We start from the raw sequence: 24907 nt of genomic DNA on the forward strand, positions 1-24907 counted from the left end.
AGCCCCCGAAGGTACCGGCGACCCCGACGCGACACAATCCGTTGCCCCACCGATTGCACGATCGCTATAATTCGATGATGAGCACCGCCACCCTGCGCAAAGAGCTGAAGGCGATGGTCGACGAGCTGTCGACGCCGCAGCTGCGCGTCGCCTCCGAGTTCCTGGCGTTCGTCCGCAGCCGCGACCTCGACCCCGCCACGCTCGAACTGCTCGCGATGGAGGGCTTCGAATCGTCCTACGCCCGCGGCGTCAAGGACATCAAGGCCGGCCGCACCACGCCCTGGCGCAAGGTCCGGTCCGATGTATAACGTCGAGCTGTCCCGCGAGGCCCAGCGGTTCTACGATCGCTGCGATCCGGCCACCGCCCGCAAGCTCGCCCGCTGCTTCCAATCGCTCGAGAAGAACCCGCGCCAGGGCAACAACGTCAAGCCGCTTAAGGGCCCGCTCGCCGGCTCCCTCCGCTACCGCCTCGGCGACCTCCGCGTCGTCTACACGATCAACGACCGCACCGTCACCGTCTTCGTCATCACCATCGCCCGCCGCGGCGACGTGTATGAGTGATCGCTCGTTAGGTCGCACCGGTGAGAGGGCGGCGGAGTTGATCGGCGATCCGTTGCGCAATTCGCTTGGGTAAATCAGGATCATCCGACGAGAAGCGAAATTGCAGGCGTCTGCCTTTCGATCGGTGAAGGTACAGGTCACCCGCCGTGCGCCACCACGCGATATTCCGGGTGATCGGGCGGTACTCGACCTTGACGATGTCGTCTGCGGCAACGGCGCGCTCGCGCATACGCCACATCCCCAGATCCGATACGACGAGCTGTCGGTCCGACACCGTGATGATCCGTGGCACCCGGCCCCACCGGCGGTACCGCCACCAGTGAAACGCGGCAATCGACCACCAGAACAACATCGCCAAACCGAGAACGGCGGCCGTTTTTGCCAGTTGCCATCGGATTTCCCCCGGCAACTGAAACGGGGCGGGCCCCAACCACCATATGAACCGGGAAAGCGCAAAGATTGCCGCACCCTGGCCAAAACCCGCAATCGCTCCACCGACTATCGGAAACACGTACACCCAAGTCGGATCAACCGGAAAGATCACGCGCACGGCACCATCCGCCTCTTCCATCCGTAGCGTCCGGGGCGGTGGCGGTTGTGGCTCGGCGTAAGGAAGCGTTCGACGGTCGGGCACGCGGGTAGGATACTGGGCCGGTGGCAAGTGATGTAGGGTTGGCAACGCCCTCCGTCGGTCCCGCATCATGGTTCTGGAACGCGGTGGGCTTCATCGGGTGATGAGGCCGCCCGTCGGCAGTCATCACTGACTCCTCTCCACTTCGAGTCGATCCACCCGGCCGTCCGGCGTGAAGTGCACGATCAGATTGTCGCGGCTACCTTCCGAACTCCACAACGGTGCGCTACCGAGATCATACCGCAACCCCGGAGCATGTTGTCCGTACGCTTCGGCCGAGTCCCCGCCCAGGCGGTCGATCACGGTGGACCGATCCCACCGCTCAGCAATCGCGACCTCTCGAAGGTCGGCGAGCATACGCTGGCGACGCGAATCCATCCCGCGGGACGCCTTCCACTCTTGAGAGTCGAAAGGAATCTCCCGCGGTGCGGTCCACTGGTACCACGCCACGATCAAGACGCAGGCTATGCCGAAACCGACGACCAGCCGGATCGACGTTCGTAGTCTGTGAGTAGATCGCAGTTCGTCACGGTCATTGAATTGCGATCTCGTTCGTACCATCGCTTCTCACTCGAAAGAGTTAACACACGCGGTGGGCGGTGCCGACCCTACGGCTCTGAACTCTGTGTGGTCGCCGGTGATGTGGTTAGTATTTGCCACTGATGGGTGCCGATCCACATTCGTGATCTTCCCGACTGCCCCTTCCACGTGATGACCTCGTCCGACTTATATCGATCTGGCCAAACGCTCAGTTGCCGGCCGTCATTGAAATGCCAGTTAATGATGCCAGTGCCTGACAACGGGTGCATCTGACCCGGCCCCAACTCTTCTACGATCGCACCTAATGTCACTCCGTCAGTAATGCGATCCAGTTTCGCCGCATCCAGAAGATGTGGCTGCGCGGCGGACCTTCGATAACTTCGAAACGCGGGCTTTGTCGATGGTTCCTCGGCCTGCGACATTGCCGCGGCAGCGTTGGCAGGTTGGGTGGCTGGTCGTGGCGCGGCAGACTGTGTTGTCGGCAACTCCGCGCCGCGGGCCTTGGTCAGACCGAAGATGCCGGTCAAGAGCAGTAGCGTGACGGTTGTGGAATGTAGAGTGGTGAACATGTTGACGTCTCCTGCGACGAGATTGGCAGGTGGCACGGGCCCGTCCGCCAACCCGTGTTTCACGTTCATCCCCGCGTGGTCGTTGGTCGGATTGTACGTGACGGCCGGCGGGGAGCCAACGATGGGCGTGCGGCGCGGCGCGTACCACGGGCGGCTCGCCCGTGTCTTTTGAGTCGGGGCCGAAGACATGGGCGGGCCGCCCATGGTACGGGGCGGCTGGCTCCCTCTCCCGCATGCGACGGGGGAGGGTTGGGGAGGGGGCGGGTGGCACGGTTTGGTACGCCAAGCCGTGTCTTCGGTGGGCAGGGGAAGACACGGCACGGGGTACCGTACCGTGGCACCCGACGAGTGGCAGGGTTGCGAAGTCATCGCGCAGATCAGCGAAGTCATCCTACACATCAGTCGGGTGGCCTTGCAGATGAGCCAGGCGACTTTGCAGATCAGTCGGGTCGCCTCGCAGGTCAGTCGGATGACCTTGCAGATGTGCGAAGTGACTTTGCAGATGTGCGAAGTGACTTTGCAGATGAGTTAAGTGATCTTGCAGATCAGTTGGGTGAGCGTGCAAATCTGTCGGATGGCCTTACTGCAGGTCGGCATGCCGTTTGGCATGCACGGCGGGGCGGGTTTTATCGGGTCGGGCGGGCGGCGCTGGTGGGTAGCGGGCGGGCGGGGCGGTGTTATCGGGTGGGGCGGATGGAAAGCAGAAGGGCGGTCGTGCGAGGATATTGATTGCAATCGTCGCAAACCGGTTAAGTGGAGGGCGCGTCTGGTCGAAACGAGTGATGCGGCTCACGGTCGGACGGCTTCGTCCGGGGTAGGGGCCGGGAGACGTCTTGCAGGACGAGGTGGATGATGGGCATTCCGAGAAGCGACGTGTTGCTGGCGCCGTACGTGACGAACTGGCACGCGCGCATCGCGACGGGGTTCGCGACGTACGGGCTGCGCAGCGAGCAGGCGGCGGCGTTCGCGGCGGTGTACGCGCCTTGGGACGCGGCGTGGACGGCGATGGTCGCGTCGCGCAGCGCGGGCATTCGGTCGGAATCGGAGACGTCCAATAAGGACAGCGCGAAGGCGCAGATGCTCCCGGTCCTTAGGGAATTGTACGCGATCGTGCAGGCGTCGCGCACGGTGAGCGACGGCGACAAGCACCTGCTGGGCGTGACGGTGCGATCGTCGGGCCGCGCGCCGCTGGCGGCCCCGGGACCGCTGTCGAACTTCACGGCAGAGATCAACGGCGATGGCTCGCTGACGATCCGCTGGGCGGCATCTAATCCCGCGGGCGCGCACGGGACGATGTACCAGGTATGGCGTCGCGTGGGCGCGGTCGGTCCGCTGGTGTATTGCGGCGCGACCGGGTCGAAGTCCTATACGGACGCGGCGGTGCCGGCCGGCGCGGTGGGCGTGATGTACCAGGTGCAGGCGGTGCGGTCGACGGCGGTGGGGCCTTGGACGCAGTTCAACGTGAACTTCGCCGCGGGCGGCAGCGGGGCGGTGTCGACGGGGCTGACCGTGAGCGCAAGCGGGTCGGCGACGTCGCCGAAGATGGCGGCGTGAGATGCGCAAGTCTGAAGGATGAAGTCTGAAGTGAAGATTGGGGCGCGGCCTGTGTGGCGCGCCCTTTCTTCGTTTCGGTTCGCGCCAAGATCGCCAAGACGCCGAGGACGCCAAGGGAAGGCGAAGCAAAGCAATTGTTTTCGCTCTTCTTTTCTTTCCTTGGCGTGCTTGGCGCTAAGTCCGATCGTCAACGGGTCCGGACCGGTGGCGCCTGGCCGGGCGATTTCATCCCGTCTTACGCGCTGCTCTGTGTCTGCCTCGGTGCTCTCTGTGTCCTCTGTGGTTCAAATTCTTCTTCGCGATGCCTTCGTGCCTTTGCGCCTTCGCGTCTCGTCCAGTTTGAGAAGGAAGAATAGAGACAGACAGGAATGTCCGTCCCACCCAATGCAAAGACAGAAGAGACACAGGCAAGAATGCCTGTGCCACAGAAGAGAGGCAGACAGGGGGAGAGACAGACAAGAATGTCCGTCCCACAGAAGACAGGGGGGAGAGACAGGCAAGAATGCCTGTCCTACAGAAGAAGGTCCGTGAGCGGGATGAATGCCACCCTACAACATTAAGGGTTGCGGTTGTAGCGAAGTAGAAGCGCGAAGTTCACCAAGCCGACAATGCAGGCGGCGGTGGAGAGGATTCGCCCTTGCAAAGTAGACGAGGGGCCCGGCGATACCCATGACCATATGACCATCAGCGGGAATACGACCACGCAAAACAGGTACACGTAGACCATTGACTTACGGTACAGGCCCATACCCCTACCCCTTCTTCTTGTATCCCGGCTTGCTGCGGGGTGATGCGCTTCACGTCCTCATCACTGATTTAAAACATGCTTCAAAACCCTTGGCCAGCGATCTCGACGGCCTTCAGCAACGCCTTGGCCTTGTTCATCGATTCTTCGTATTCACTCGCGGGGACGCTGTCGGCGACGACGCCGGCGCCGGCTTGGACGTCGTAGGTGCCGTTGCGCCAGACGATGGTGCGCAGGGCGATGCAGGTGTCCATGTTGCCGGCGAAGTCGAGGTAGCCGACCGCGCCGCCGTAGGGGCCGCGGCGGTGGGGTTCGAGTTCGTCAATGATCTGCATGGCCCTGATCTTCGGCGCGCCGCTGACGGTGCCGACGGGCAGGCCGACGCGCAGGGCATCCAACGCGGTGTATTGGTCGTCGAGGATGCCGGTGACGTTGGAGGTGATGTGCATGACGTGGCTGTACTTTTCCACGGTCATCACGTCGGAAATCTGCACGCTGCCGGTCTTGGCGACGCGGCCGATGTCGTTGCGGTGAAGGTCGACCAGCATGATGTGCTCGGCGCGTTCCTTGGGGTCGGCTAGGAGTTCCTTTTCGAGGGCGGCGTCTTCCTCGGGCGTGTCGCCGCGGCGGCGCGTGCCGGCGAGCGGGCGGCTGGTCATCACGCGGTCCTGCACGCGGCAGAGGATCTCGGGGGACGCGCCGATCAGCGTGCAGGCGGGCGTCTTCAAGTAGAACATGAACGGGGACGGGTTGATGATGCGCAGGGCGCGGTAGACGTCGAACGGGTCGGCGTCGCTGAGGACGCGCAGGCGTTGGCCGGGCACGAACTGGAAGATGTCGCCGGCCTTGATGTACTCCTGGCCCTTGCGGACGGCGTTTTCGTATTCGGCGCGGGTGAGGTTGCTGTCGAACTTGATCGTGAGCGGGGCGGTGGGGTCGATCTCGCCGAGCTTGCTGCTGGGGGGTTGCTGGAGCCGCTGGACGATGTCGTCGATGCGCCGGCAGGCGTCGCGGTAGGCGTCTTCGAGGGATTGCGGGCTATCCGATGAGCCGCAGTCGGCGTTGGCGACGACTTTGATCGTCTTGTCGACGTGGTCGAAGATGACCAGCTCGTTGTACAGGCCGAAGTGCAGGTCGGGCAGCCGGCGGTCGTCCTTCGGCGGGTTGGGGAGCTTCTCGCCTTCGTAATAGCGAATGGTGTCGTACCCCGCGTACCCCACGAGGCCGCCGGTGAAGGCGGGGAGGTTCTTCGCGTGGTGGTACGTGCGGCTGGGGAGCAGCTTGGCGAGGTCGGCTAATGGGTCGGTCGTTTGGAACTCGTCGGTCTTGCCGTTCCGGCGCGCGATGGCGGCGTTGGGGCCGGCGGCGGTGTAGATGAGGGACGGGCTGGTGGCGATGAAGCTGTAGCGGGCGATCTTCTCGCCGCCCACGACGCTTTCGAGCAGGAAGGCGTGGGCGTCGCGGCCGAGCACTTCAAACGCGCTGACGGGCGTGTGCCGGTCGGCGAGCAGTTGCCGGTAAACGGGGACGATCTGCGCGGTGGTGGCCGCCGTCTTGAAGTTGTCGAAGTCTGGGAAGTACCGCCGCATGGGGGGCATCTTAAAGAGGGGAAGGGCTAGGGGGTAGGGGTGAGGGGTTGGGAATTCGGGCGAGGCCAAGTGAGGGTGGCGTCCGAATGACCAATGAACAAATCCGAATGACCAATGAATGCCCAAGCTCCAATGACCAATGAAGAAACCTGTCGTTGGTCATTGGCAATTGGTCATTGGGGCTTCATTGGTCATTCTGGTTTGGTCATTCAAGCATTTTCCGCCGGTCGAAATGCACCCTCACCTGGCCTCCCAGCCCCTTGCGACGACGCTTCCCCCCGGCGTACCCTGCTCGTTCATGCCCTTCGAGATCACCACCACGCGCTTCTTCGCCGCCGCCCATGCGTTGCGGTTTCCAGATAAGTCGGTCGAGCCCATCCATGGGCACAATTGGCGGGTGAAGGTGACGGTGTCGGCGCCGCGGCTGGATGCACTGGGGTGCGTCATGGATTTCCACGAGCTGGAACGGCAGGTGGATGCGATCATCGCGCCGCTGCACAACCGGCACCTGAATGAACTGCCGCCGTTCGATGGGGAATTGAATCCCAGCACGGAAAATGTCGCCTATCATGTGGCAGTGAAACTAGCGTTGGCCGAACCGGTGATGTTGGTGTCGGTCGAGGTTTGGGAGACGGATACGAACTCTGCCGTTTACCGGCCGTAAGACGGGTTCCACGATTGACGTTCCCAACGCCGATAAATACGATTGGGCGAGGTACTTGTTCCCGTTCCCGCCCCTCACGCAAATCACCTATGAAGTGCGATAACTGCAACAAGGCCGCCGCCACCGTTCACCTGACCGAGATCAAGGGCGGCAAGAAGCTTGAAAAGCATTTGTGCGAGCAGTGCGCGGCCCAGAATGAAGGCCTGCCTGTCAAGACGCACACGCCGATCAATGAGTTGCTGACCAACTTCGTGCTGGCCCACTCCGGCCTGCAGAAGGAGACCGGCGTCGGTGGCTGCGAGCACTGCGGCATTACCTGGGCCGACTTCCGCCAGAGCGGCCTGCTCGGTTGCGAGCACGACTACGGCGTCTTCGAGAAAGATTTGACCCCACTGCTCCAGCGAGCCCACGAAGGGGCTACGCACCATGTGGGCAAGGTGCCGGCCCGCCGTGGTGAGGTGGGTGTGCCGATGAAGAAGTCGGTCGATCTGACGCGTCTGCGCAAGGACCTCAGCCGGGCGGTAGAGGCCGAGGATTACGAGAAGGCCGCGAAACTACGCGATCAGATTCGCCAGGCGGAAGAATAAACGCGGAGGCGCTGAGGGCGGAACGCAGAGAAGAGATCCCACGAATGGGCACGAAGGAACACGAATGAAGAATAAGACCGATTGCCTTGCCTTCATTCGTATCTTTTCGTGCTCATTCGTGGGCGAAAGTTTTCTCTCCACCTCTGCGACACTCCGCGTTCCCCACTCTGCGCCTCTGCGTTGAATTAGATAACGAGCGACACGAACCATGAAGTTAAGCGACCTCACCAATCACGCCGGCGAATGGCTCCGTGGCAGCGGGCCGATGAGCGAGATCGTCATCTCGTCGCGCATCCGGCTGGCCCGCAACGTCGCGGGGTTCCCGTTCCTGGCCAAGTCGTCGCGCGGGCAGCGGACGATGCTGGAAGGACGCATTCGCGAGACGATTTTGTCGTCGCAGATTGCGCCGCAGACGCTTTACGTCGACCTCGAGCAGGCCACCGACATGGACCGGCAACTGCTGGTCGAGCGCCACCTCATCAGCAAGCCCCACGCCGCCGCCGAGGGCAGCCGCGGTGTGGCGATTGGCGAGAACGAGACGATCTCGATTATGGTCAACGAAGAGGACCATTTGCGCATCCAGGTCCTCCGCAGCGGCCTGCAGTTGGAAGAGGCGTGGGAGCAGATCAGCAAGATCGACGATTCGCTCGAACGCCGGCTCGACTTTGCCTTCCACAACCGCTTCGGCTACCTCACCGCTTGCCCGACCAACGTCGGCACCGGTATCCGCGTCAGCGTCATGCTGCATCTGCCCGCTTTGAAGCTGACCGGTGAGATCGAAAAGGTCTTCCGAGCCGCCAAGGACATGCGACTGGCCGTGCGCGGCCTGTACGGCGAGGGCACCGAGGCGACCGGCGACTTCTACCAGATCAGCAATCAGACCACGCTGGGCAAGACGGAAGAAGAGATCATCAGCGACTTTAAGCACGTGGTGATCCCGAAGATTATCGATTACGAACACCACGCCCGCCGAACGCTGCTGAACGACCGCACGACGGCCCTCGACGACAAGGTCCACCGCGCCATGGGCCTGCTGAAGAGCGCCCGCCTGATCGCCAGCGAGGAAACGCTGTTCCTGCTGTCGCACCTTCGGATGGGTATCAACCTCGGCCGGGTGAAGGACATTGACGTGCGGACGGTCAACGAGCTGTTCCTGCTCACCCAACCCGCCCATTTGCAGCGCATCCAAGGCCGAAAACTGGAAGGCGACCTCCGCCGGGCCGTGCGGGCAGATTACATTCGCCAACGGTTGGGCGGGGTGTAGCGGACCTCGCTTCGGCGTCGGTTCCTCTTGTCTTCGCCTTCTGTAGGACAGGCATTCCTGCCTGTCTCTCCCCCCATATTCTCTCTGCCCCTCTTCTGTGGCACAGGCATTCTTGCCTGTGTCTCTTCTGTCTTTAACTCTCTGTAGTAGGGCGGACATTCTTGTCTGCCAAGCCGCGGAGCCGCGATGGCGAAGAGGCAGAGACGCGAAGGCGCGAAGGACGCGAAGGCGGACGCGAAGAATTGCGGATGGTGTTGCGCCAACCCCGCGTCTTCCGCGCAGCGCGGGCGTAGAGATGGATAGCGTGCTCTTTGATAACTGAATACGCGACGCGGTGAAGCTCGACAGTCGCCAACTCGACCACCCGATGGTGCAAAATGGTGCACAATGGTGCACGGATTCACGTTTTGCCTTGCCCAACCCGCCGCCGCGAACGGGCGTTGTCTTCTTCGCGGTTCTTCGCGTCTGCCCGTCGCGAGCTTCGCGTTCGCATTCTGAACGGTAGAGGCGCAATAGAGACAAACAAGAACGGACCTATGCACTTGACGAGACCTCGTCATCCTGAGGTACTCCGAAGGATCTCTTCCTTCACGAAGTGAATACGGGGGGAGATCCTTCGGAGTACCTCAGGATGACGAACTGCGAGGCCCTTTCGTCAAGTGCATAGGTCCGGACAAGAATTTCCGTCCCGCTGGCAGAGAAGACTGAGAGACACAGGCAAGAATGCCTATGCCACAGAAGAGAAAAGAATACGGGGGGAGATGAAGACGGGGGGAGAGACAGGCAGGAATGCCTGTCCTACAGAAGAGGCGGCTCGTCTCGGCGACCGAGCCAGCTACTTTCCCCGCAGCGCCAGGATCAATTCGATCTCACCGCGCGGCCGGTGCAGGCCGTCGGCGATCTCGGCGGGGCTGCGGCCTTGGTCGGCCAGGCTGTAGATCTCCTCGTGGCGGGGGTCGGTCGAGCGATTGCGGTCGGCGGGCACCAGCACGGGGGCGGCGTCGTCGGGATCGCGGTCGATGCGGAACCGCTCCCTGGCACTCGGGCCGGCGGCGGCGGAGAGGGCGCGCAGCTGCTCGATCTTGGCGTCGGCCTCTTCGATCAATAGCTCCAGCTTGGTCGCCCGGGTGTCGATCTGGGCCGTCATCTTGCGCGACATCTCCGACAGTTCGACCAGCAGATGCTGCATCTCCCGTTCCACGTGCCGCTGCTGGGCCAGCGTCTTTAAGGCGCTTTCCTCCTCCATCGGGTCCTTGGTCTTCTTGCGGCCCATGGGGCGCAGGACGAAGATGTAGAGCACGCCGATCACCAGCGCCGCCAGGGGCAGCCATTGCATGGTGTCGGTCGGAGGCGAGGCTTGCAGCAGGGTGAAGTGCATCACGCGTTAAATCAGAATGTCGCGATTGGCCGCGTTCGATGCAAGTAAATCGTCGGTTCGATTTCCCGCATTGCTGCGTTATCATCCCGGCCCCTCACTAAGGGGCAAACGGAAGGAACCTATGACCACGATCGCAGTTCTCGGCGTTAGTCACATCCACATCACCGGCTTTACGAAGATGCTGCAGGCGCGCAGCGACATCAAGGTGAAGAGCGTGTGGGACCCCAACCCCGTCCGCGCCAAGTTCTGGGCCGAGCAGCTGAACGCTACGGTCGTGGCGGACGAAAAGACCGTCTACAGCGACGCCGAGGTGCAGGCCGTCGTGATCTGCTCGGAAACGAACCGCCACGCCGAGCTGGTGGAGGGCGTCGCCGCGGCCAAGAAGCATTTGTTCGTCGAAAAGCCCCTCGGCATGGCCGCCGCCGACGCGTACCGCATGGCCGACGCGATCGAGAAGGCCGGCGTTATCTTCCAGACCGGCTACTTCCAGCGCGGCGCCGCCAATGTGCAGTTCCTGAAACAGCAGATCGACAAGGGGGCCTTCGGCAAGATCACCCGCGTGCGCGGCAGCAACTGCCACAGTGGCGCGCTCGGCGGGTGGTTCGACGCCAAGCCGGACGACGTCCCCCACGAATGGCTCTGGATGACCGACACCAAGCAGTCCGGCGTCGGCGCGTTCGGCGACCTGGGCACCCACTCGCTCGACATCCTCATCTGGCTGTTCGGCGAGATCGACACCGCCACCGCCCAGCTCGACAACGGCACCAATCGCTACGGCTGCGACGAGGCCGGCGAGGGGCTGATCCGCTTCAAGAGCGGCATCATCGGCACGCTTGCCGCCAGCTGGGTGGACACGACCGACCCGCTGAGCTACCAGATCACCGGCACCGAAGGCCACGCCGCCATCATCAAGGGGCAGTTGTTCTTCAGCACGAAGCACGACGCCAAGTACGACGGCAAGCAGCCGGTCGACCCCGCCGACATGCCCAAGGGCCTGCCGCACGCGTTCGAGCTGTTCCTCGACGCCATCACCGGCAAGAAGGATCTGCCGCTCGTGAAGCCCCGCGACGCCGCATACCGCAGCGCGGTGATGGAGGCGATGTACGAAGGGGCGCGCACCAACGCGTGGGTGAAGCCGAAGTAGTTCGCCTCCTGCCCCTCTCCCGGCCTACCGGGAGAGAGGAACGGACAACCGAAGCGACGACACGAGCCGTGGGTGCAACCCCGCGGCTTTTTCGTGCGCGGTCGCGTCCGTCTGCCGGGTCGTTTCGCGGCTTTCCGGTTGGCCTTTACACACCCGGCACTCCCGTTGCTCTAGAGGGATGCACAAACTGGAAAAGGAACCGCATGACCGTCCCATCGTCCGACAGCAACGCCGCCGTAACGTCGTCGTCCACGAAGCACGCCCGGGTGTACGAGCGCCCGTCGGCGTTCAAGCGGCTGTGGCCGCGCATCCTGCTGACCGTCGTGCTGATGATCGTCTCGCTGCTGCTGTCGTGGTGGTTGTGGACGAGCGTCTTTTGATCCCGGAGCAACCCCATGAACGATCCCATCAAAGTCACTTATCAGGATGAGTCCGTCGGCTCGGTCGACGCGACGGCTTGGCACCGCGACGACGACCAGCCTGTCGTGGTGCAACTGCGCGACGGCACGGAAGTGGTCGCCGAGCGAACTTTTTTTCGCAACGCCGCCGACGGCTCGCTGACCCTGCAACCGAGCGCAGGCAATCGGGCGACCACCCACGGCCAATCGTCCGCTGATGACGCCGCCGCGATGCAAGCGAACCTGGGCGAGCGGCTGGTCATCCCGCTGCTGCGCGAGCAGCTTGAGGTATCGAAGCGATCGGTGGAGCGCGGCCGCGTGCGCATCATCAAGAGCGTGCGCGAGGAGACCGAGACGATCGACCACCCGCTAATGAAGGAACGCGTAAACGTCGACCGCGTCGAGGTGAACAAGTTCGTCGACGGGCCGGTGCCCGTGCGCTACGAGGGGGACGTGATGATCGTGCCGGTGCTGGAGGAAGTGCTGGTCATCGAGACGCGGCTGATGCTGAAGGAGGAACTGCGCATCACGAAGACCGCCCAGCAGGTCCACGAGCCGCGCGACGTCACGGTGCGCATCGAGGAGGCGCGCGTCGAACGGGTGTCTAGCGAGGACAACAAATAATTCGATTCGGCACGGCAAGGCACGTCACTTGCAACGTACCGGACCGAAGCGTCGCACGGCGGCGTACGTGAACGAATGAACATTAGGGAACAAAGGAGTAGCGTCATGGCTAAGACAATCATTGGAATCTTCGACGAGATGGCGTCCGCCGAGCGCGCGGTTACCGCGCTGGAGCAGGCCGGGTTCAACCGCGATGACATCAGTGTCATTCGCAATCAAAACACCACTGGCAGCGGGACCACCGGCACCACCGGCACACACGATGAAGGCATGACGACCGGCGAGGGCGCCGCCGTCGGCGCCGGCACGGGCGCGGCGCTGGGCGCTGGCGCGGGCCTGCTGGCCGGGTTGGCCGGTCTGTTCATCCCCGGCATCGGCACGGTGTTGGGCGTCGGGCCGTTGGCGGCGACGATCATCGGTGGCGCGGGCATCGGCGCCGCGGCCGGTGGGCTCAGTGGCGCGTTGATGGCGTCGGGCGTCAGCGAGGAAGACGCGGCGATGTACACCGAGAGCGTCAAGCGAGGCAGCACGCTGGTCAGCATCCGCGCCGCCGACGACCGCGCCGATGAGGCCGCCGACCTGCTCGGCAGCTACGGCGCCGTCGACATCGACGAGCGCGCCGCCAGCTACCGCAACCAGCCCGTGCAGGACACCGCCGCCACCCGCACCACCGCCACCGGCGCCGCCCCGGCCGCGCTGGGCAGTGGCCGGCAGGACAACGCCGCCGCGATGCGCTCTGGCTCGCAGGAACTGCGCCAGGGCGAGGCCATCCCCGTGGTCGAAGAGCAGATCGCCGTCGGCAAGCGCCAGGTGAACAAGGGCGGCGTGCGCGTCTACTCGCACGTCACCGAACGCCCGGTCGAGGAACAGGTCACGCTGCGCGACGAGCACATCAACGTCGAGCGCCGCCCGGTCAACCGCGCCGCCAGCGAGGCCGATCTGGCCGCGTTCAAGGAAGGCTCGATCGAGGTCACCGAGACGGACGAGGAAGCCGTCGTCGCCAAGCGCGCGGTCGTGAAGGAAGAGATCGTGGTCGACAAGACGGTCGACCAGCACACCGAAACGGTCCGCGACACGGTCCGCTCGACCGACGTCGACGTGCAGCGGATCGAGGGCCAGCAGACGACCGGTTCCGCCGACTTCGACACCGACTTCGCCGAGTTCCGCAGCGACCGCCGATACGCTGAAGCGGGCTGGGACAAGGTGGAACCTGAGTACCGTCGTCGTTGGGAGACCCGCAACCCAGGCGGCACTTGGGAAGGCGTGAAAAACAACGCCCGCCAGGCGTGGGAACGCACGAAGAACAGCGTTCGGTAGTCAAGTGACACCCGCGGTGCGGGCGGCCCGACGATGATGTCGGCCAGCACGCTCCGCACGCAGCACCAACCGCTTGCGGTTTAGCTTTCCAAGATCGCTAAACCGCAAGCGGTTTCTTATGCGCAGTGCGGGCAATGTTTGTTGTTGAACGGCAGGCCTCAGGCGTGGTCGCGTCTTCACCGTGGCATGGGCGTCTCGCCCATGCGTGTAGGTAGCACAGGCGATCTGATTGGTGGCAAACCGCTCCGGCCGCGCGGTGGCTAGCTAATAAAAGCTGTCGGCCTCATCACACGCATGGGCGAGACGCCCATGCCACGGCAGGAGCGATCGCCCGCAAGCCGTGGGTCGCCATCTCGATGCACTGTCTTCCCGCGTCCCTACGCCTTCTTCCGCCCGAAGCGATGCTCGGTGCCATCGCGTAGCCGCGCGATGTTCGTGCGGTGTTTGTAGATCACCAGCCCCGCGATCGTCGTGATGAACGCCAGCAGCGGCCACTGCGCGCCGAACACCGGCCAGCCCAGCCACAGGCCAATGCCCATGTACAGCAGCGGGGCAGACGCGGCGGCGCAGATCGAGGCCAGGCTGACGTAGCGGGACAGCTTAAACACGATCGCGAACGTCGTTAGCGCCAGAATCCCCGGCACCGTGTAGTAGGGCCACAGCCCCAGCATCACGCCACAGCTCGTCGCCACGCCTTTGCCGCCTTTGAACTTCAGGAACAGACTAAACATGTGCCCGAGGATGGCCATCAGCCCGGCCCCCAGCCACAGCCAGTAGACCGCCGGCGTCTTCACCTCATCGTGCAGCAGCACCGCCGCGATCAGCATCGGCACGGCCCCCTTCAGGGCGTCCAGCACGAAGATCAGAAAGAACCACCGCTTGCTGCCGAGCATGCGGGCGACGTTCGTCGCGCCGATGTTCCCGCTGCCGAACTTGCGGGCATCCTTACCCTTGGCCAGGCCGACCAGCAGGCCGAACGGGATGGAGCCGAACACGTAGGCCAGCGGCAGCAGGGTCGCAAGTTGCGTCAGGGGCGACATATGGGGCGGCATGTTACCCCCAGCGGCCCGATAATCCATCACGCCCGATCGCGCCGCGGCAGGGGCGAAAGCAGCGGGCCGCACGGAAGTAGCTGCCGGCGCGCCGGAAGCATCTGCCGCCGAGGCAAAAACATCTGCCGTCGTGACGAAAACATCTGCCGTCGTGACGAAAACATCTGCCGCCGGGGCAAAAACATCTGCCGCCAAGGCAAAAACAGCTGCCGCCGAGGTGAAAACATCTGCCGCCGCGGTGAAAGTTGCTTCCTGCGCGCCGCACGTTGCGACATCTGGGGTTACGGACGCGACCGGCCAATAAAAAGCCGTGGTTCGCGGGCTGCAGACGACCAGATGCGGGCCGCGGGCCGTCTGACCCCTCTCCCATGGACCCATAAGGAAGGCTGGCTGGGGGCGTTGCAGAACGGCGAACGACCCACGAATGGGCACGAAGGATCACGAATGGGAACCGGCGAACGGGCTTGCCTGATTCGTGCCCAACCGCGAGCGGTATGCCGTTCGAATCACACCCACCTAACCTCCCCCGGCGTACTGGGAGAGGGACCGGAGCGGATCATCAGAACAGCTTTTATCGGAACGAGCCCAGCCGTGGGCTTTGTCTCCTGCTTCCCTTCCACGGCGTCTCTTGCGATAATGGGTCCCCTTATGTCGCAAGTGCCCTCCAACGACGTCGCCGTCCCGCCGCTTCGCATGCAGAAGGAGGGCATTCCCGAGGGGCTGTGGATGCGCTGCAGCGAGTGCGAGGAGATGCTGTACCGCAAGGTGGTCGAGGAGCACTTCAACGTCTGCCCGAGCTGCCAACACCACTTCCGCGTGAGCGCCCGCACGCGCGTGGCGCAGCTGGTCGACCCCGGCAGCTTCGAGGAGATGTTCGACGACCTGGCCCCGGTGGACACGCTGAAGTTCGTCGACAAAAAGAGCTACAAGGACCGCATCAAGGCCGAGCAGGACAAGACCGGCAACAAGGACGCCGTGGTGTGCGGTAAGGGGTTCATCAAAGGCCGGCCGATCATGCTGGGCGTGATGGACCCGACGTTCATGATGGGCAGCATGGGGAGCGTGGTCGGCGAGAAGCTGACGCTGACGATCGAGGCCGCCGCCGAGGAAGGTTTGCCGCTGATCATCGTCTCGTGCAGCGGTGGGGCGCGCATGCAGGAGTCGACGCTGTCGCTTATGCAGATGGCCAAGACCAGCGCCGCGCTCGCCAAGCTGGACGATGCCGGCGGCCTGTTCATCAGCCTGCTGGCCGACCCCACGACCGGCGGCGTGACCGCGAGCTTCGCGATGCTCGGCGACTTCATCATCGCCGAGCCCAAGGCCCTGATCGGCTTCGCCGGCCCGCGCACGATCTGGAACACGATTAAGGTCGAACTGCCCGAGGGCTTCCAGCGGTCGGAGTTCCTGGAAGAGCACGGCTTCGTCGACTTCGTCGTCCACCGCAAAGACCTGCGCAGCGAGATCGCGCGGCTGGTTGACTACTGCGGCAAGTAACGGCGCCGCGGAGCGGCGGTGGGACGGACGTTCGTGGACATTAACGTCATCAACGCCTGCGCCCGCAAGCACGCCCCTCCGGTCCCCTCTCTCGGTACGCCGGGGGAGGGCTAGGGTGGGGGCTCTGCCGAGCGCACGATTACGCCCAACGGTACATCACAAGACCCCCTCCCTAACCCTCCCCCGCGAGTACGCGGGAGAGGGGACCAGATTGTTCACCGCGCGCCCGCCCACTTTTCCCGTTGTCCCCTCACTGCGACAGCACATAGGCTCAAGCATGTGTGATGAGTTGTCTTAGGAGGCCGTATGATCCGCAGCACCTGTGCCGTCTTGATGTTGTGCCTGTTATCTACCGGTTGCGGCGGAACCAAGCCCGACCAGACGCTGTCGGTGAGCAACGCCGGCTACGCGCTCGATAAGCTCTTCACCGACCCCAACGGCTACAGCGTCTACCGCTTCTACGACCGCGGCGACTTCCGGTACTACGTCGTCGGCCCCAACGGCGCGCAAATGGTCCCCAGCAGCACGACGAACCGCTCCGGGCCTGAAGTGGGCTTGGGTTTCGGTGGCAGCACGGGGACTGGTGTAGGCGTGGGCGTTGGCGCGGGCATTCCGATCGGGCAGTGAAACGTCTTTCCGGGATAGACGACGTGACGGGCGGCGGCCTCTTCACGTAGCATGGGCGTCCCGCCCATGACTTCGGTTAGGGCCGGAGATTCTCTTTGTGGCTGCTGTTTGGTCGAAGCGGTCTGATTACTGCCGAGATTTCTATTTCAATCCACAGACATGGGCGGGACGCCCATGCTACGTGAAGCGCAGCGCGCGACGCCGATGGGCGCCCCTGGCCACGGACATCACAGCGACGTGATCCCCTCGCGCACGGCGAACTTCGTTAAATCCGCGACGCTGTCGATCTTCAGCTTTTCCATCACGTTGCGGCGGTGCGTCTCGGCGGTCTTCACGCTGACGCTCAGGTGCATCGCGACCTCCTTGGTGCTCTTGCCCTCGGCGATCAGCTGCAGCACCTCGCGCTCGCGGCCGGACAGGATGCTGTACGGCGAGGCGGGCTCGGCATCGTGGTTGCGCACGAGGTCGCCCACCACCAGACCGGCGACGGCGGGGCTGAGGTAGACCTTCCCCTTCATCACCACGCGGATCGCGTCGGACAGCTCCTCGAACGCCGCGTCCTTCAGCACGTAACCGACGGCACCGGCCCGCAGCATCTCGGTGGTCATCCGCTGATCGGTGTGCGACGACAGGCAGACGACCTTCACGTTCGGGTGGACGTTGAGGATCTGGCGGGTCGCCTCGATGCCGTTGAGCTCGGGCATGCGCAGGTCCATCACCACCACGTCCGGCCGCAGCTCGCGCACGAACGATACGGCCTCCCGGCCGTCGCCGGCCTCGCCCACGACCTTCATGTCGCTCTGAGCGCTCAACAGCGAGTTCAGCCCCTGCCGGATCATGCGGTGGTCATCAACGAGTACTAGTCGGATTTCCATGATTATGTCCTTCCCGTCCGCTCGGAGCATCAAAATAAGAACGGACGCTAACCAAACGACTTTACCGCAAAGCTAATCCTATTCGAAGGCACATTTTCCGCTATGCCCGATATTCCGAAAGGGCTGCGAAAGCGATGCTGAACGAGCGGGTAGCGCAGCGGTCTCCGCCATTGTTTGACGTGACAGACCGCTGATGTGTCCGTCATCCGCGAAGGCGCTGGTGACGCGGTGGGATGGCGGGCGTGTCGAGATGTCAGTCGCGAAGGACACGGCTGTCGCGGCACGAACTTGCGGCCGATCGTGCTCGGTCGCAAGCAGTTGATCTTTGACGATCGGCCACCCGTCGTCACGCGGTGCTGAAGGCGGCGCTCAGGATTTTGGATGACGTGCTTCGCCCATCAGCGCGACGCCGTTCATCCATTTGGCGGCGCGGGTGGCCGGGCAGCAATGGGGCACCCCAATTGCGTTGATTGCCCTGTGTAAATGACACGATCCGCCGCGTGGAAGAACGCCATGCATCGTGGGAACGAACGGAGTAGCGAGATGCCGAGCCCTGACGAGATTCACGCCGACCCCGATGCGGTTAACCTGCCCGACGCCGCGGCACAGTCGCCCAACACGTCACCGGCCGCCGCCGAGCGCATGCCCGTGCAGGCTGACACGCTCAACCCGCGCCCGACGACCAACCGGAGCGCCGATTCGCGCGATCGCGCCCGCGGCGTTGCCGACGACCACGACAACAACCCCGACGCCTCGATCGACACCGCTGGTCACGGGCGCTTCGGCAGGCGACCCGGTGACGTTGTCGATGCCCCTGATGCCACCGATGACGCAACCCGCACCCAGCCGGGCGACTCGGCCAACCAGCCGGGCGAGGGCGCGATTGACGCCACCGACGCGCTGGACACCGCCACCGTTTCGCTCGACACCGACGGCGACCGTGACCCGGCGGTTATGGGCGCGTCCGCGGGTGGCACGTCGTCCGGGCGCATCGAACGCGCCGGGGGCGAGCGACAGGCGACCGGCGCGCTCGACGAAGAGGACCTGCTGGCCGAGGACGGCTCGTCCGATCCCATCCCACAGAACGGGGACACCGACTAGGTCCGTTCCCGATCACCAACGAATCACCTGCAACGACATTCTGCAGGCGGGGCAACCGCCACGTGCGATTTGCCCCGCTTGCCATAGGACACCGCTCGACGTCGGTCGAGCAAAACAAAGGACTGTACTCCATGATCGCACTGCATGAGGAACCCGCCGCGTTGGAGAACGAACTGGCCCGCGTGACCCACGATTTGCTGGAGACGCCGGGCGCCCAGCGCGTGACCTTTGCCTGGGTCGACGCCATCACCGAACGGCTGTGCGTCAGCGAACTGCGCCCCGGCGATCGGGCCGAGGCATTCGACCCGCAGACCGATCGCAAGGCGATGTTCCTCGTGGGTCGCTTCCCGTTGGAAGGGGATGCCAGCAGTGGCGAGGTGACGGCCGCGATGAACGAACTGCGCAGCCGCGCCGGCCTGCCCCCGCTGCGCTGCACGATGTTCAGCCACCTGCACATGGGCGACAGCGGCCAGTGGGAAGGCGCGATCAAGATCAGCGCGGCCGTGGCGCTCGTGGCGTGACATGGAACACCTGGACTGACCGGGCGTCTGCTCTTCGTCACACATCGTCATCTTGAGAAGGCGCTAAAGAACACAGCAGCGTGGCTGCCTTGGCCGTGGCATGGACGCCAGAGCCCATGCATTGGGACTGGAATAAGATGCTTTATTTGTTGGCTGCTGCGCTGACCGAGCCGCTGCAACGAATGCTGTCTTCCTGCCCCAACACACGCATGGGCTCTGGCGCCCATGCCACGGTCGGAGCGGACGCGGCATCGTTCTTTGACACCGTCTCAGGATGACGAACTCGAAGAGGGATTCTCGCTTGGCGGATATTCACCTTCCTACTTCCCAATATGGCCGTCGCTGGCACAGCAATTGAAACGGTACGGCGATTCGGACGGCACGCGATTCTGGGCATGAGGCCTAAAAGATCGTGGCCGCACTACGACAAACTGGAGAGAACCGATGCGCCAGCCCAACCTACCGTGGTTCAAGGAAGTCATTGACGTTCACCAAGCCCCGTGCGTCTCGATCTACATGCCGATGCTGCGAGCCGCGCCACCGGCCAACGAGAATCAGCGGCTCTTTAACGAGCTGATCGACAAAGTGGCGGCTGAACTGGCCAGTGGGTACCCGAAAGAGGTCGTGGAGCCGCTGGTCAATCGAATCACGGCTGAAGCGAGCGGCACGGACTTCTGGATTGGCCCGCGCGACGGCATCGCGGTCTTCGCGTCGTCGGACTACCTGCGCATCGTCGACTTGCCGAGCCGGCCGGACGCGCGAGTGGACGTGGCCGACACGTTCCACGTGCGCCCGCTGATCACCAGCATGCAGGCCGACCGACGCTATCACGTGCTGGCGCTAACGCTGCGGCAGGCAGTTCTGTACGAGGGCAACCAGTACGGCGTGCGCCGCCTGGCGACGCCCGGTGTGCCGCAGGACCCGCACACGGTCTCGAAGATGCGCATGAGCCAGGAGATCGACGCCGCCTCGGACATCAAGACTGCCACGACCCAGTATCCGCAGGAGGGCACGATTCCCGCGGCCGTTAGCGAGGATCTGTTCCTGCGCGCGATCGACAAGGCGGTGTGGGAGCAGTTCTCGCGCGACGCGAAGCTGCCGCTGGTCCTGATGGCCGACGAAAATCGCAGTTCAGCGTTCCGCGCCATCAGCAAGAACACCTATCTGCTCGAGCAGGGCTCGATGGTCGACCCGCACCACCTCGCGCCCGAGCGCATCCATCAGGAAACGTGGAAGCTGATCGAGCCGCGCTTCGGCGCCGAAGCGCAGGACCTCGTTGACCAGTTCCAGGCCGCCCGCGCCCGAAAGCTGGGATCGGATGAGCTGGCGCCCGTCGTCGAGGCGGCGGCGGTGGGGCGCGTCGACACGCTGCTGATCGACGCCAACCGCCAGATCCCCGGCCGCATTGAGGACAGCGGCGACGGCGCCACGTTCCAGTTCAAGCCCGCGCCCGCCGGCGACCCGCGCGCCGATGACGTGCTGGATGACCTGGCGGAAATGGTCCTGAAGACCGACGGTGCCGTCATGATCCTGCCACCCGATCTGATGCCCAGCGACACCGGCGTCGCGGCGATTTATCGGTACTAGGTTGGAAGACGGACGAACTCGATCTATACGTTCTTGCGTAGGGGCAGGCCGCCGGGCCTGCCCTTTTCTTTTGGCTTGCCAAGCAACGAAGCGGATACCGCGCCTCTGGCACCGCCCGTGGTACGGCGAGAAATATCCGGCCGCTCCAAAAGTACCCCTCTCCGTTAGTCGAAGTAGGGAGAGTTAAGGAGCATTATGCCATCGACCGACATGCCGCCGTCCACGCTAGCGAACCCCCTGATCACCTGGCCGGAAGCGGCCCGGAACGTGCTGGCGGCGCTGGATAACCAGTTTCCCCCGCTGCAGGAACGCCGCAAGATCGCGCGGCATCGTTACAACGTCTCCGCCAAGCTGCAGTTCGGCGGCGCCGAAGGCAGCGAGATGTCGATCTACGTTCGCGACGTGAACGCCTGGGCGGTCGGGTTCCTCGTCCCCAGCCAGGTCGCGAGCCACGCCAAGGCCACGCTGACGATCGAGACGCCCGACGGGTCGATCATGAAGGCCAAGTGCCTGATCCGGCGTGCGCGTGAAGTAGCGCCGGGCTGGTTCGACGCCGTGCTGGAGTTCAACGTCGTGCAGCACGCGTTTGCGCCCGAGGCGCTGCGCAAGGTCGCGTAGTCGTCGGTCTTCCTATTGCACTGAACAACAAACACTGGCCTGGTCGCTTAAGCGACCAGGCCGGTTTTCGTTCATGCGCGTCCTGCGTCGATGGGCTAGACTATGGTCTATCCGGAGGCGCGCGTGAAGCTGATTGGCCTGATCCTCGTACTGTTGTTCTGTTCACCAGTGGTCACGGCTCAACCGAGCACCGCGCCCGCAAGCGACGAGCATCTGTTTGCCGACGACACGCTGCAGTTCACGGTGCCCGAGGGTTGGCGGCTATCGAAGATCAGCAACGACTCCCTCTGGGCGGAGATGAAGCGTGACGACGGGGGCGGGACGCTCGTGCTCAACACGACGCTGCAGACCGCCAGCCTCACGCAGAACCCCGACACGCGCATCAAGATCGGCGAGCAGATCGTCAAGCAGATGCACGACCAACTGGTCGCGCAAGGGCTGGAGATCGTCGATCGGCCGCGCATGAAACGGGACGACGCGTTCTTCCTGCGCGTCGAGGACCGCTACCGCGCCACCGCCACCGACGGCGGCAAGGTCGTCAGTCGGCTGCACGTTTACCGCGCGATGGGCATCCACTTCCTGATGGTGGTCGCCACCAGCTTCGACGAATCCCCCAACACAATCGCGGCCATCCACAAGGCGGGCGAGCAACTGCTGTACAGCGTCAAGCCCAACAAGGTCACCCGCAACCGCGGCGTGCCGACCGGCAACAAGCCGGCCCTGTTTCGTCAGGCAAAGGTGAAACTGTCGCCGGCCAAGGGATGGCTGGAGGACAAGAGCGACACGGCCGTCGGGACGATCGCGACCTATCGGCAACCGATCGGAGGCGCGGTCGTCACCGTGCGGGTGGTCCCGATGGCCGACCAGACGGACGCCCGCGACGTCGTCGCGGCCCGCATCGCTCGGGAAGACTTGGCCGCGATGATCGTCACTGACACTCAGGCGGGGCCGGTGGAGGCGGTGACCGACGACGCATTCATGAGTAAGTCCCGGCAAACCCACACCGGCGTCCGGCCCGCGGTGCGGGTGGAGAACCGCGTGCGGTCGGTGGGGAACGTGCTGTTGAGCGTCACGAGCTCGTCGGTCGAGGTGAAGGCCGACGCGGTGGGGACTTGGGCGGATGATCTTGCCAAATCGGCGGAAGTATTTGCGACGCGGTAGGTGCGGTTGGGTTTGCAGAGAAGCGAACACGAAGGGCGCGAAGGGCGGACGCGAAGGACCGCGAAGAAGAGGGTGAACCAGCGGGCGGCGGTCTGGGTAAGGCAAAACGCGATTTCGTGCACCATTTTGCACCATTGTGCACCATCCGATGTTGGTGAACGGACGGAGGAGGTTCCGCGGGTTGGCTATTCGGTTGTCAAAGAGCGCACTGTCCATCTCTACGGACGCGCTGCGCTATCGAGCACGAATGCGCGCAACAACCTTCGGATTTCTTCGTGTCCTCCTTCGCGTCTTCGCGCCTTCGTGGCTCTGCGCGTTTGATCGTTAGATCGCGGCTCCGCCGCGTGGCAGACAAGAAAGAATGTCCGTCCTGCCGAAAGGCTCGCGGAGAAAACTTTGTCGCATCGCGCGCACTTGTCATCCCGAAGGCAGCTTAAAGGCGGGCGGACAAATGCCCCGCGCAATGCCTAACCTGTGAGACCGAGGAGAGCGGTAGCGACCCGAGCGATCTCCCATGGCCGGCACCGTCAGTCAGTCGAGTTCCCTCAGGTCGCTACCCTCCCTTCGGGATGACATCCGGTTTTGTCCGCCAGCTTTTTAGGCAGAAGACAAAAGACAAAAAAGACACAGGCAAGAACGCCTGTGCCACAGAAGAAGGAATACGGGGGAAGAGACAGGCAGGAATGCCTGTCCTACAGAAGACCGCGAGGGTGCCTCTGATGGGCTGGGGTGACGGCACGGTGATTACCGGACCAGTTGCGGTAATACGGAGGCGTCACGTTCGTGAAAAGTCTCACAACCTATCTTGCAAAGGCTGGGGGCCACTCTTAGACTTCCGACCTTAGCGTCGGAGCACCGGCCGGTGGGGTCGCTCTTGGGAGCGATTCTGCGCGGGTCGGACCGAAGCGGAAATAACATGATCGCCCGTCTTTTCAACGCTGCCGACCCGTTCGCCTTCCTTGCCCAGGCCGTCGCCCCGGCGGCCAACGTCGTCGGGCCCGTCGCCGAGACTCCCAGCCCCATCGCGCCGATCATCGTGCTGGTGCTGTGCGCCGTCGCGGGCATCGGCACCGTGCTGCTGTTGCCCGGCAAGCGCGAGGCCTCAATCCGCAAGATCGGTGGCGTCGTGCTGGCGCTGGCGGCGCTGGTGTTCGCGGGCCTGCTGGCACGGGCCGCGGGGGGCATGGGGGCCTACTTCTGGATCTTCAGCGCGATCGCGATCGTGGGGGCCGTTCGCGTGGTCACGCACCCGCGGCCGGTCTACTCGGCGTTGTACTTCGTGATGACCGTGCTGGCGTCGGCGGGGCTGTTTGTGCTGCTGTGGGCTGAATTTATGGCCGCGGCGCTCATTTTGATTTACGCCGGCGCGATCCTCATCACGTATGTCTTCGTGATCATGCTCGCCGCCAGCACGACCAGCGACCGTGCCGCCGCCGCGGTGTCGGAGTACGACAACGTCAGCCGGGAACCGATCTTCGCGTCGGCCGTCGGGTTCGCGTTGATGGCGGTGCTGCTGTTCGTCATCTTCGACAAGAGCGTCCCGATTACTCCGCGTGGGGACGTGAGCACGCCCGCGGCGTATCGAGTGCAGGGAAACACGCAGCGTTTGGGTGCATATCTCTATCAAGATCAAGTGGTTAACCTCGAGATGGCCGGCCTGCTGCTGACGCTGGCGATGGTGGGCGCGATCGTGATCGCCCGCCGAAAGGTCTGGACGGGGCCGGCCAACGCCGGTCAGGCGCCCGGGGCCGCGCCCAACATCCACGATCGGAAGATTTTCGTCGACGACAACCCGCACTCGATCCCCGTGTACGGGACCGACAACCCGCGGCAAAAGGCGTATCCGGAAACGTAATAGGATTGCCAGATGCCGGTTGCCAAATGCCGAACGAAGACGAAGGGTTTGATGCCTTTCATTCGGCAATCTGCAATCGGCATTCGGCAATAACAAGATGTCCCAACTGGCCCTACAACATTACCTCGCGGTCGGGGCGATCCTGTTTGCGATCGGGATGATCGGGTTCATGACCCGCAGAAACCTGATCGTGATGTTCCTGTGTACGGAACTGATGTTCCAGGGCGTGGCGATCAACCTGATCGCGTTCGGCCACTTTCACGGGAACCTGAGCGGGCAGGCGTTCGTGATCTTCGTCCTGGTCATCGCGGCCGCCGAGGCCAGCCTGGCGCTGGGCCTGGTCGTGCTGCTGTTCCGCCAGCGCAACACGCTCGACGCGAACGCGTGGCGGGAACTTAAAGGTTGATGTAGGGGCGGCACTTGTGTCGCCTGGTGTGCTCAGCGGGACCGA

Annotated in this window: 26 protein-coding genes; 20 read left to right on the forward strand and 6 right to left on the reverse strand. The window is 63.8% G+C overall.

Annotated elements, in window-relative coordinates:
• Nucleotides 1–77: 77 nt before the first annotated feature.
• Both VGN72_22715 and VGN72_22720 read left to right on the forward strand, forming a co-directional pair.
• On the forward strand, nt 78–308 hold the full coding sequence (locus VGN72_22715; protein HEV7302168.1) for a hypothetical protein: 231 nt from the start codon (nt 78–80) through the stop codon (nt 306–308).
• The gene (locus VGN72_22720) at nt 301–561 is read left to right on the forward strand and encodes a type II toxin-antitoxin system RelE/ParE family toxin (GenBank protein ID HEV7302169.1); all 261 of its coding nucleotides are present in this window, start codon (nt 301–303) and stop codon (nt 559–561) included. The genes VGN72_22715 and VGN72_22720 overlap by 8 nt, the downstream gene beginning before the upstream one ends.
• Nucleotides 562–568: 7 nt before the next feature.
• Here VGN72_22720 and VGN72_22725 read toward each other — a convergent pair whose 3' ends face one another.
• Both VGN72_22725 and VGN72_22730 read right to left on the reverse strand, forming a co-directional pair.
• Nucleotides 569–1132, reverse strand: a complete 564-nt coding sequence (locus VGN72_22725) for a hypothetical protein (GenBank protein HEV7302170.1) — start codon at nt 1130–1132, stop codon at nt 569–571.
• Between the two features lie 668 nt (nt 1133–1800).
• Nucleotides 1801–2370, reverse strand: a complete 570-nt coding sequence (locus tag VGN72_22730; GenBank protein ID HEV7302171.1) for a hypothetical protein — start codon at nt 2368–2370, stop codon at nt 1801–1803.
• 265 nt (nt 2371–2635) lie between these two features.
• Between VGN72_22730 and VGN72_22735 the strand changes: the two genes are divergently transcribed.
• On the forward strand, nt 2636–2833 hold the full coding sequence (locus VGN72_22735) for a hypothetical protein (protein HEV7302172.1): 198 nt from the start codon (nt 2636–2638) through the stop codon (nt 2831–2833).
• A 320-nt stretch (nt 2834–3153) separates the two neighbouring features.
• A complete protein-coding gene (locus VGN72_22740) occupies nt 3154–3855 on the forward strand; it encodes a hypothetical protein (GenBank protein ID HEV7302173.1) in 702 nt (233 codons plus the stop codon).
• Between the two features lie 828 nt (nt 3856–4683).
• On the opposite strand, the gene trpE is transcribed toward VGN72_22740, so the two are convergent.
• Complete coding sequence (gene trpE, locus VGN72_22745) at nt 4684–6189, reverse strand: anthranilate synthase component I (GenBank protein ID HEV7302174.1); 1506 nt, start codon at nt 6187–6189, stop codon at nt 4684–4686.
• A gap of 139 nt (nt 6190–6328) precedes the next feature.
• Between trpE and VGN72_22750 the strand changes: the two genes are divergently transcribed.
• From VGN72_22750 to VGN72_22760, 3 genes are all read left to right on the forward strand, one after another.
• Complete coding sequence (locus VGN72_22750) at nt 6329–6853, forward strand: 6-carboxytetrahydropterin synthase (GenBank protein ID HEV7302175.1); 525 nt, start codon at nt 6329–6331, stop codon at nt 6851–6853.
• 89 nt (nt 6854–6942) lie between these two features.
• The gene (locus VGN72_22755) at nt 6943–7440 is read left to right on the forward strand and encodes a UvrB/UvrC motif-containing protein (GenBank protein ID HEV7302176.1); all 498 of its coding nucleotides are present in this window, start codon (nt 6943–6945) and stop codon (nt 7438–7440) included.
• A 208-nt stretch (nt 7441–7648) separates the two neighbouring features.
• The gene (locus VGN72_22760; protein ID HEV7302177.1) at nt 7649–8704 is read left to right on the forward strand and encodes a protein arginine kinase; all 1056 of its coding nucleotides are present in this window, start codon (nt 7649–7651) and stop codon (nt 8702–8704) included.
• An 835-nt stretch (nt 8705–9539) separates the two neighbouring features.
• On the opposite strand, the gene VGN72_22765 is transcribed toward VGN72_22760, so the two are convergent.
• Nucleotides 9540–10085: a hypothetical protein gene (locus VGN72_22765; GenBank protein HEV7302178.1), complete on the reverse strand. Its 546-nt coding sequence runs from the start codon at nt 10083–10085 to the stop codon at nt 9540–9542.
• A gap of 118 nt (nt 10086–10203) precedes the next feature.
• Between VGN72_22765 and VGN72_22770 the strand changes: the two genes are divergently transcribed.
• The 4 genes from VGN72_22770 to VGN72_22785 all read left to right on the forward strand — a co-directional run bounded on the left by VGN72_22770 (nt 10204) and on the right by VGN72_22785 (nt 13565).
• The gene (locus tag VGN72_22770; protein ID HEV7302179.1) at nt 10204–11226 is read left to right on the forward strand and encodes a Gfo/Idh/MocA family oxidoreductase; all 1023 of its coding nucleotides are present in this window, start codon (nt 10204–10206) and stop codon (nt 11224–11226) included.
• A gap of 203 nt (nt 11227–11429) precedes the next feature.
• The gene (locus VGN72_22775; GenBank protein HEV7302180.1) at nt 11430–11606 is read left to right on the forward strand and encodes a hypothetical protein; all 177 of its coding nucleotides are present in this window, start codon (nt 11430–11432) and stop codon (nt 11604–11606) included.
• A gap of 15 nt (nt 11607–11621) precedes the next feature.
• Nucleotides 11622–12248 (forward strand): YsnF/AvaK domain-containing protein, encoded by a 627-nt coding sequence (locus VGN72_22780; GenBank protein HEV7302181.1) that lies wholly within the window; start codon nt 11622–11624, stop codon nt 12246–12248.
• A 105-nt stretch (nt 12249–12353) separates the two neighbouring features.
• The gene (locus tag VGN72_22785) at nt 12354–13565 is read left to right on the forward strand and encodes a YsnF/AvaK domain-containing protein (protein ID HEV7302182.1); all 1212 of its coding nucleotides are present in this window, start codon (nt 12354–12356) and stop codon (nt 13563–13565) included.
• A gap of 377 nt (nt 13566–13942) precedes the next feature.
• On the opposite strand, the gene plsY is transcribed toward VGN72_22785, so the two are convergent.
• Nucleotides 13943–14605, reverse strand: coding sequence for a glycerol-3-phosphate 1-O-acyltransferase PlsY (plsY, locus tag VGN72_22790; GenBank protein HEV7302183.1), 663 nt, complete (start codon nt 14603–14605; stop codon nt 13943–13945).
• A 660-nt stretch (nt 14606–15265) separates the two neighbouring features.
• On the opposite strand from plsY, the gene accD reads away from it, so the two are divergent.
• Together accD and VGN72_22800 are read left to right on the forward strand one after the other, a co-directional pair.
• Entirely contained in the window at nt 15266–16111 is an 846-nt protein-coding gene (gene accD, locus VGN72_22795; protein ID HEV7302184.1) for an acetyl-CoA carboxylase, carboxyltransferase subunit beta, read from the forward strand.
• Between the two features lie 306 nt (nt 16112–16417).
• The gene (locus tag VGN72_22800) at nt 16418–16738 is read left to right on the forward strand and encodes a hypothetical protein (GenBank protein HEV7302185.1); all 321 of its coding nucleotides are present in this window, start codon (nt 16418–16420) and stop codon (nt 16736–16738) included.
• 227 nt (nt 16739–16965) lie between these two features.
• Here VGN72_22800 and VGN72_22805 read toward each other — a convergent pair whose 3' ends face one another.
• Nucleotides 16966–17613: a response regulator transcription factor gene (locus VGN72_22805; GenBank protein HEV7302186.1), complete on the reverse strand. Its 648-nt coding sequence runs from the start codon at nt 17611–17613 to the stop codon at nt 16966–16968.
• A gap of 543 nt (nt 17614–18156) precedes the next feature.
• On the opposite strand from VGN72_22805, the gene VGN72_22810 reads away from it, so the two are divergent.
• The 7 genes from VGN72_22810 (at nt 18157) to nuoK (ending at nt 24862) form a co-directional block, all read left to right on the forward strand.
• Entirely contained in the window at nt 18157–18714 is a 558-nt protein-coding gene (locus tag VGN72_22810; GenBank protein ID HEV7302187.1) for a hypothetical protein, read from the forward strand.
• A gap of 131 nt (nt 18715–18845) precedes the next feature.
• On the forward strand, nt 18846–19235 hold the full coding sequence (locus tag VGN72_22815) for a hypothetical protein (GenBank protein ID HEV7302188.1): 390 nt from the start codon (nt 18846–18848) through the stop codon (nt 19233–19235).
• A 444-nt stretch (nt 19236–19679) separates the two neighbouring features.
• A complete protein-coding gene (locus VGN72_22820) occupies nt 19680–20822 on the forward strand; it encodes a hypothetical protein (GenBank protein HEV7302189.1) in 1143 nt (380 codons plus the stop codon).
• 195 nt (nt 20823–21017) lie between these two features.
• Nucleotides 21018–21440, forward strand: a complete 423-nt coding sequence (locus VGN72_22825; protein HEV7302190.1) for a hypothetical protein — start codon at nt 21018–21020, stop codon at nt 21438–21440.
• Nucleotides 21441–21563: 123 nt separating this feature from the next.
• Nucleotides 21564–22601 (forward strand): hypothetical protein, encoded by a 1038-nt coding sequence (locus tag VGN72_22830; protein HEV7302191.1) that lies wholly within the window; start codon nt 21564–21566, stop codon nt 22599–22601.
• Between the two features lie 916 nt (nt 22602–23517).
• Nucleotides 23518–24456 carry an NADH-quinone oxidoreductase subunit J gene (locus tag VGN72_22835; GenBank protein ID HEV7302192.1) on the forward strand — a complete coding sequence of 313 codons (939 nt, stop codon included), beginning with the start codon at nt 23518–23520 and terminating at the stop codon, nt 24454–24456.
• A gap of 97 nt (nt 24457–24553) precedes the next feature.
• On the forward strand, nt 24554–24862 hold the full coding sequence (gene nuoK / locus VGN72_22840; GenBank protein HEV7302193.1) for an NADH-quinone oxidoreductase subunit NuoK: 309 nt from the start codon (nt 24554–24556) through the stop codon (nt 24860–24862).
• Nucleotides 24863–24907 lie beyond the last annotated feature (45 nt).

It is taken from the genome of Tepidisphaeraceae bacterium (assembly GCA_035998445.1).
In the GTDB taxonomy this organism is placed as follows: domain Bacteria; phylum Planctomycetota; class Phycisphaerae; order Tepidisphaerales; family Tepidisphaeraceae; genus DASYHQ01.

What these genes read in the sequence shown, in the direction of transcription:
- VGN72_22725 (HEV7302170.1), bottom strand. Translation starts at nt 1,132, where the DNA reads ATGGAAGAGGCGGATGGTGCCGTGCGCGTGATCTTTCCGGTTGATCCG.
- VGN72_22775 (HEV7302180.1), top strand. Translation starts at nt 11,430, where the DNA reads ATGACCGTCCCATCGTCCGACAGCAACGCCGCCGTAACGTCGTCGTCC.
- VGN72_22740 (HEV7302173.1), top strand. Translation starts at nt 3,154, where the DNA reads ATGGGCATTCCGAGAAGCGACGTGTTGCTGGCGCCGTACGTGACGAAC.
- VGN72_22785 (HEV7302182.1), top strand. Translation starts at nt 12,354, where the DNA reads ATGGCTAAGACAATCATTGGAATCTTCGACGAGATGGCGTCCGCCGAG.
- VGN72_22730 (HEV7302171.1), bottom strand. Translation starts at nt 2,370, where the DNA reads ATGAACGTGAAACACGGGTTGGCGGACGGGCCCGTGCCACCTGCCAAT.
- VGN72_22810 (HEV7302187.1), top strand. Translation starts at nt 18,157, where the DNA reads ATGCCGAGCCCTGACGAGATTCACGCCGACCCCGATGCGGTTAACCTG.
- VGN72_22800 (HEV7302185.1), top strand. Translation starts at nt 16,418, where the DNA reads ATGATCCGCAGCACCTGTGCCGTCTTGATGTTGTGCCTGTTATCTACC.
- VGN72_22715 (HEV7302168.1), top strand. Translation starts at nt 78, where the DNA reads ATGAGCACCGCCACCCTGCGCAAAGAGCTGAAGGCGATGGTCGACGAG.
- VGN72_22770 (HEV7302179.1), top strand. Translation starts at nt 10,204, where the DNA reads ATGACCACGATCGCAGTTCTCGGCGTTAGTCACATCCACATCACCGGC.
- nuoK (HEV7302193.1), top strand. Translation starts at nt 24,554, where the DNA reads ATGTCCCAACTGGCCCTACAACATTACCTCGCGGTCGGGGCGATCCTG.
- VGN72_22835 (HEV7302192.1), top strand. Translation starts at nt 23,518, where the DNA reads ATGATCGCCCGTCTTTTCAACGCTGCCGACCCGTTCGCCTTCCTTGCC.
- VGN72_22780 (HEV7302181.1), top strand. Translation starts at nt 11,622, where the DNA reads ATGAACGATCCCATCAAAGTCACTTATCAGGATGAGTCCGTCGGCTCG.
- accD (HEV7302184.1), top strand. Translation starts at nt 15,266, where the DNA reads ATGTCGCAAGTGCCCTCCAACGACGTCGCCGTCCCGCCGCTTCGCATG.
- VGN72_22815 (HEV7302188.1), top strand. Translation starts at nt 18,846, where the DNA reads ATGATCGCACTGCATGAGGAACCCGCCGCGTTGGAGAACGAACTGGCC.
- VGN72_22805 (HEV7302186.1), bottom strand. Translation starts at nt 17,613, where the DNA reads ATGGAAATCCGACTAGTACTCGTTGATGACCACCGCATGATCCGGCAG.
- VGN72_22825 (HEV7302190.1), top strand. Translation starts at nt 21,018, where the DNA reads ATGCCATCGACCGACATGCCGCCGTCCACGCTAGCGAACCCCCTGATC.
- VGN72_22755 (HEV7302176.1), top strand. Translation starts at nt 6,943, where the DNA reads ATGAAGTGCGATAACTGCAACAAGGCCGCCGCCACCGTTCACCTGACC.
- trpE (HEV7302174.1), bottom strand. Translation starts at nt 6,189, where the DNA reads ATGCGGCGGTACTTCCCAGACTTCGACAACTTCAAGACGGCGGCCACC.
- VGN72_22750 (HEV7302175.1), top strand. Translation starts at nt 6,329, where the DNA reads ATGAAGAAACCTGTCGTTGGTCATTGGCAATTGGTCATTGGGGCTTCA.
- VGN72_22760 (HEV7302177.1), top strand. Translation starts at nt 7,649, where the DNA reads ATGAAGTTAAGCGACCTCACCAATCACGCCGGCGAATGGCTCCGTGGC.
- plsY (HEV7302183.1), bottom strand. Translation starts at nt 14,605, where the DNA reads ATGTCGCCCCTGACGCAACTTGCGACCCTGCTGCCGCTGGCCTACGTG.
- VGN72_22720 (HEV7302169.1), top strand. Translation starts at nt 301, where the DNA reads ATGTATAACGTCGAGCTGTCCCGCGAGGCCCAGCGGTTCTACGATCGC.
- VGN72_22820 (HEV7302189.1), top strand. Translation starts at nt 19,680, where the DNA reads ATGCGCCAGCCCAACCTACCGTGGTTCAAGGAAGTCATTGACGTTCAC.